At 60.6% G+C, this 4,306-nt stretch carries 2 protein-coding genes; both read left to right on the top strand.

The features are described from left to right. Positions 1–152: 152 nt before the first annotated feature. Positions 153–1,484, top strand: coding sequence for a lysine N(6)-hydroxylase/L-ornithine N(5)-oxygenase family protein (locus AC1DLB_RS22895; protein WP_477743758.1), 1,332 nt, complete (start codon positions 153–155; stop codon positions 1,482–1,484). 440 nt (positions 1,485–1,924) lie between these two features. Then, positions 1,925–4,306: magnesium-translocating P-type ATPase (mgtA, locus tag AC1DLB_RS22890; RefSeq protein ID WP_477785690.1), on the top strand; the 2,382-nt coding region annotated here is incomplete at its 3' end.

Raw genomic sequence — 4,306 nt, 5'->3', positions numbered from 1 at the left:
CGCCAGTGGGACGTCGCTTAAATCAGTCCTCGTTAAATTTTTTTTCATGGTCCTCGTTCCTATTCAACAGACGATCTGCTGCCGCCAAAGGCCGGTCAGGTCACCCAGGCTTTATCCCCGCAGCTGCGGGGTTTATCCAGAGGACACTGGAAATGACACAGGCAATTGCATCGCCCATCGTTCACGACCTGATCGGCGTTGGTTTCGGCCCTTCGAACCTGGCCCTGGCCATCGCCCTGCAAGAGCGCGGGCCGAGCCAGGGCGAGCTGGATGTGCTGTTTCTCGACAAGCAGGCGGACTACCGCTGGCACGGCAACACCCTGGTCACCCAGAGCGAACTGCAGATTTCTTTTCTCAAGGACCTGGTGACGCTGCGCAACCCGACCAGCCCGTATTCCTTCGTCAACTACCTCAAGCACCATGGTCGTCTGGTGGACTTCATCAACCTCGGCACCTTCTATCCGTGCCGCATGGAGTACAACGACTACCTGCGCTGGGTCGCCGGGCAATTCACCGGGCAGAGTCGCTACGGCGAGGAAGTGCTGACCATCGAGCCGGTGCTGCATAACCATCAGGTCGAGGCGTTGCGAGTGATCTCGCGTGATACCCAGGGTTTGCAGCATGTGCGTACCACCCGTTCGGTGGTGGTCAGCGCCGGCGGTACACCGCGCATTCCCGAAGCGTTCAAGGCACTGAAGGATGACGGTCGGGTGTTCCACCATTCCCAGTATCTGGAGCGCATGGCCAGGCAACCGTGCGTGAACAACCAACCGATGAACATCGCGATCATCGGCGGCGGGCAGAGCGCGGCGGAGGCCTTCATCGACCTCAACGACAGCTTCCCGTCGGTGCAGGTGGACATGATCCTGCGCGGCTCGGCCTTGAAACCGGCCGATGACAGCCCCTTCGTCAACGAAGTGTTCTCGCCGGAGTTCACCGACCTGGTGTTCCAGCAGGCCAGCAGTGAACGCGAGCGTCTGGTCAACGAGTACCACAACACCAACTATTCGGTGGTGGACATCGACCTGATCGAACGCATCTACGGGATCTTCTACCGGCAGAAAGTCTCGGGCGTTGCGCGCCATGCGTTCCGCACCCTGACTACCGTCGAAAAAGCCACCGCGACCGAGCGCGGTATCGAGCTGGCGATGCGCAACAACGCCACTGGCGAAGTCACGGTTCACCGCTACGACGCCGTGGTGCTGGCCACCGGTTACGAGCGGCAGATGCACCGCAAACTGTTGGCGCCGCTGGAACAATACCTGGGCGATTTCGAAGTCGATCGCAATTACAGGCTGATCACCGACGAGCGTTGCAAGGCCGGCATCTACATGCAGGGTTTCTGCCAGGCCAGCCACGGCTTGAGCGACACCTTGCTGTCGATCCTGCCGATCCGCGCCGATGAAATTGCCGGCTCGTTGTATGACCATGGCAAATCCCGTGGCCGATCGGTGAGGGACGTGTTGTTGGCGACTGCCAGCTGAGATTTTGTGGCGAGGGGGCTTGTCGGAACGCCGCACCGCCCCCTCGCCACAGGTTTGCGATCAACCTGAACCCTTCCTGAAGAACCCCGAGATTCCCCCTGCAACACCCCTGCGCAGCGTTTACTCTCTAGATATCGCGGCGTAAGCTTCACGCGTTTTCATCAATTAGCGGAGACCCACAGTGGGTACTTGTTCGAGTGACAGTTGTCGGCCGGTCTCGGTAACCGGCATTTTCCCGGCAAGATAACGCGCAGCCTTTTTGTGCCGTTGTCTCGCCGTAAAGCGAGCAGCGGCATCCCGATCGTGGCCGGTTTTGGCCCGACTCCCGACGTCCTCTCATCGACGCTGAACAGCGTGTGATGTTCGACCCCGTGTCGTCATCGCAGCGCCTCGACACGCCTGCTCGACGGTTTCCCGGCTGACCCTGGGGGGGCACTGCCATGAACCTGACCTGGCTGAAAGAATTCTTCGCCGGATTCCTGCGAAACCGTCACATCGCCCGGCACTTCCGTCGACTGGCGCTGCTGGAAAGCTTCACCGACACCACGGTCAGCCGTGAAGTCCCGCCGACGCTCGCGCAAACCCTGGTCGCCGCTGCCAACAGCGACACCGGCCAATTGCTGGATAACCTCGGCAGCCACACCGACGGCCTGAGTGAAGCCGAAGCCGATGCCCTGCGCGAGCAATATGGCCTCAATGAAGTCGAGCACGAGCAACCGCTGCCGTGGTGGACGCACCTGTGGCACTGCTACAAAAACCCGTTCAACCTGCTGCTGACCTTGCTGGCGGTGATCTCCTGGCTGACCGAAGACATGAAAGCCGCCATCGTGATTTTCTCGATGGTGGTGCTCTCGACCTTGCTGCGTTTCTGGCAGGAAACCAAATCCAACCAGGCCGCCGACGCGCTCAAGGCGATGGTCAGCAACACCGCCACGGTGATGCGTCGGGAGGTGGCGAACAACGGTGCGCAACGCCTCGAATTGCCGATCAAGCAACTGGTGCCGGGTGACCTGATCGTGCTCTCGGCCGGTGACATGATTCCTGCCGATTGCCGAGTGCTCAACGCCAAGGACCTGTTCGTCAGCCAGGCCGCGATGACCGGTGAATCGATGCCGGTGGAAAAATTCCCACGTCAGCAGGACAACCACACCCACAACCCGCTGGACCTCGACAACATCCTGTTCATGGGCACCAACGTGGTGTCCGGCACGGCCATGGCGCTGATTCTCACCACTGGCAACAACACCTATTTCGGCGCGCTGGCGCAGCGGGTCGGTGCCACCGATCGTGCGCCGACTTCGTTTCAGACCGGAGTCAACAAGGTCAGCTGGTTGCTGATCCGCTTCATGTTCGTCATGGCGCCGCTGGTGTTGTTCATCAACGGTTTCACCAAGGGTGACTGGACCGAAGCGTTGCTGTTCGCGCTGTCGATCGCCGTGGGCCTGACCCCGGAAATGCTGCCGATGATTGTCACCTCGACCCTGGCAAAAGGCGCGGTGTTCCTGTCGCGCAAAAAAGTCATCGTCAAACGCCTCGATGCGATCCAGAACTTCGGCGCCATGGACGTGCTCTGCACCGACAAGACCGGCACCCTGACCCAGGACAAAATCTTCCTCGCGCGCAACGTCGATGTCTGGGGCAACGATTCCGATGACGTGCTGGAAATGGCCTACCTCAACAGCTACTACCAGACCGGCCTGAAAAACCTGCTGGACGTGGCCGTGCTGGAACACGTGGAGATCCACCGTGAACTGAAAGTCGGCACGGCGTTTCGCAAGGTCGACGAGATTCCGTTCGACTTCACCCGTCGGCGCATGTCGGTGGTGGTGGCCGAGCGTGATCAGCCGCATCTGCTGATCTGCAAAGGCGCGGTGGAGGAAGTGCTGGCGGTGTGCACCCGGGTGCGCCATGGCGATGCCGACGAGGCGCTGAGCGATGAATTGCTGGCGCGGATTCGCCAAGTCACCGCCACCTTCAATGCCGAAGGCCTGCGGGTGGTGGCGGTGGCGGCGCGGCCAATGATCGAGGGGCGCGACACTTACAGCCTGGCCGATGAACAGGCGCTGACGCTGATCGGTTATGTGGCTTTCCTCGATCCACCGAAGGAAAGCACCGCGCCGGCGCTCAAGGCCCTGGCCGCGCACGGTGTGGCGGTGAAAGTGCTGACTGGCGACAACGAACTGGTGACCGCGAAAATCTGCCGTGAAGTCGGGCTGGAACAGCAAGGCCTGCTGATGGGCAACGACATCGAGCGCATGAGCGACGCCGAGCTGGCGGTGGCGGTCGAGACCACCAACGTCTTCGCCAAACTCACGCCGTCGCACAAGGAACGCATCGTCCGCCTGCTCAAGGGCAACGGTCACGTGGTCGGTTTCATGGGCGACGGCATCAACGATGCGCCAGCCCTGCGCACTGCTGACATCGGCATTTCGGTGGACAGCGCGGTGGACATCGCCAAGGAAGCGGCGGACATCATTCTTCTGGAAAAAAGCCTGATGGTGCTGGAGGAGGGCGTGCTGGAAGGGCGGCGGACCTTCGCCAACATGCTCAAGTACATCAAAATGACCGCCAGCTCGAACTTCGGAAACGTGTTCTCGGTGCTGGTGGCCAGTGCGTTCATTCCGTTCCTGCCCATGCTGCCGATGCACCTGCTGGTGCAGAACCTGCTCTATGACATTTCGCAGATCGCCATCCCGTTCGATAACGTCGATGAAGACATGCTGAAACAGCCCCAACGCTGGCAGCCAGCGGACGTCGGACGCTTCATGCTGTTTTTCGGCCCGATCAGTTCGATCTTCGACATCAGCACCTTTGCCTTGATG

This window comes from Pseudomonas sp. 05N434, from assembly GCF_056396965.1.
Note: the sequence above shows the minus strand (reverse complement) of the source record. Positions and strands in the feature narration are given on the sequence as shown.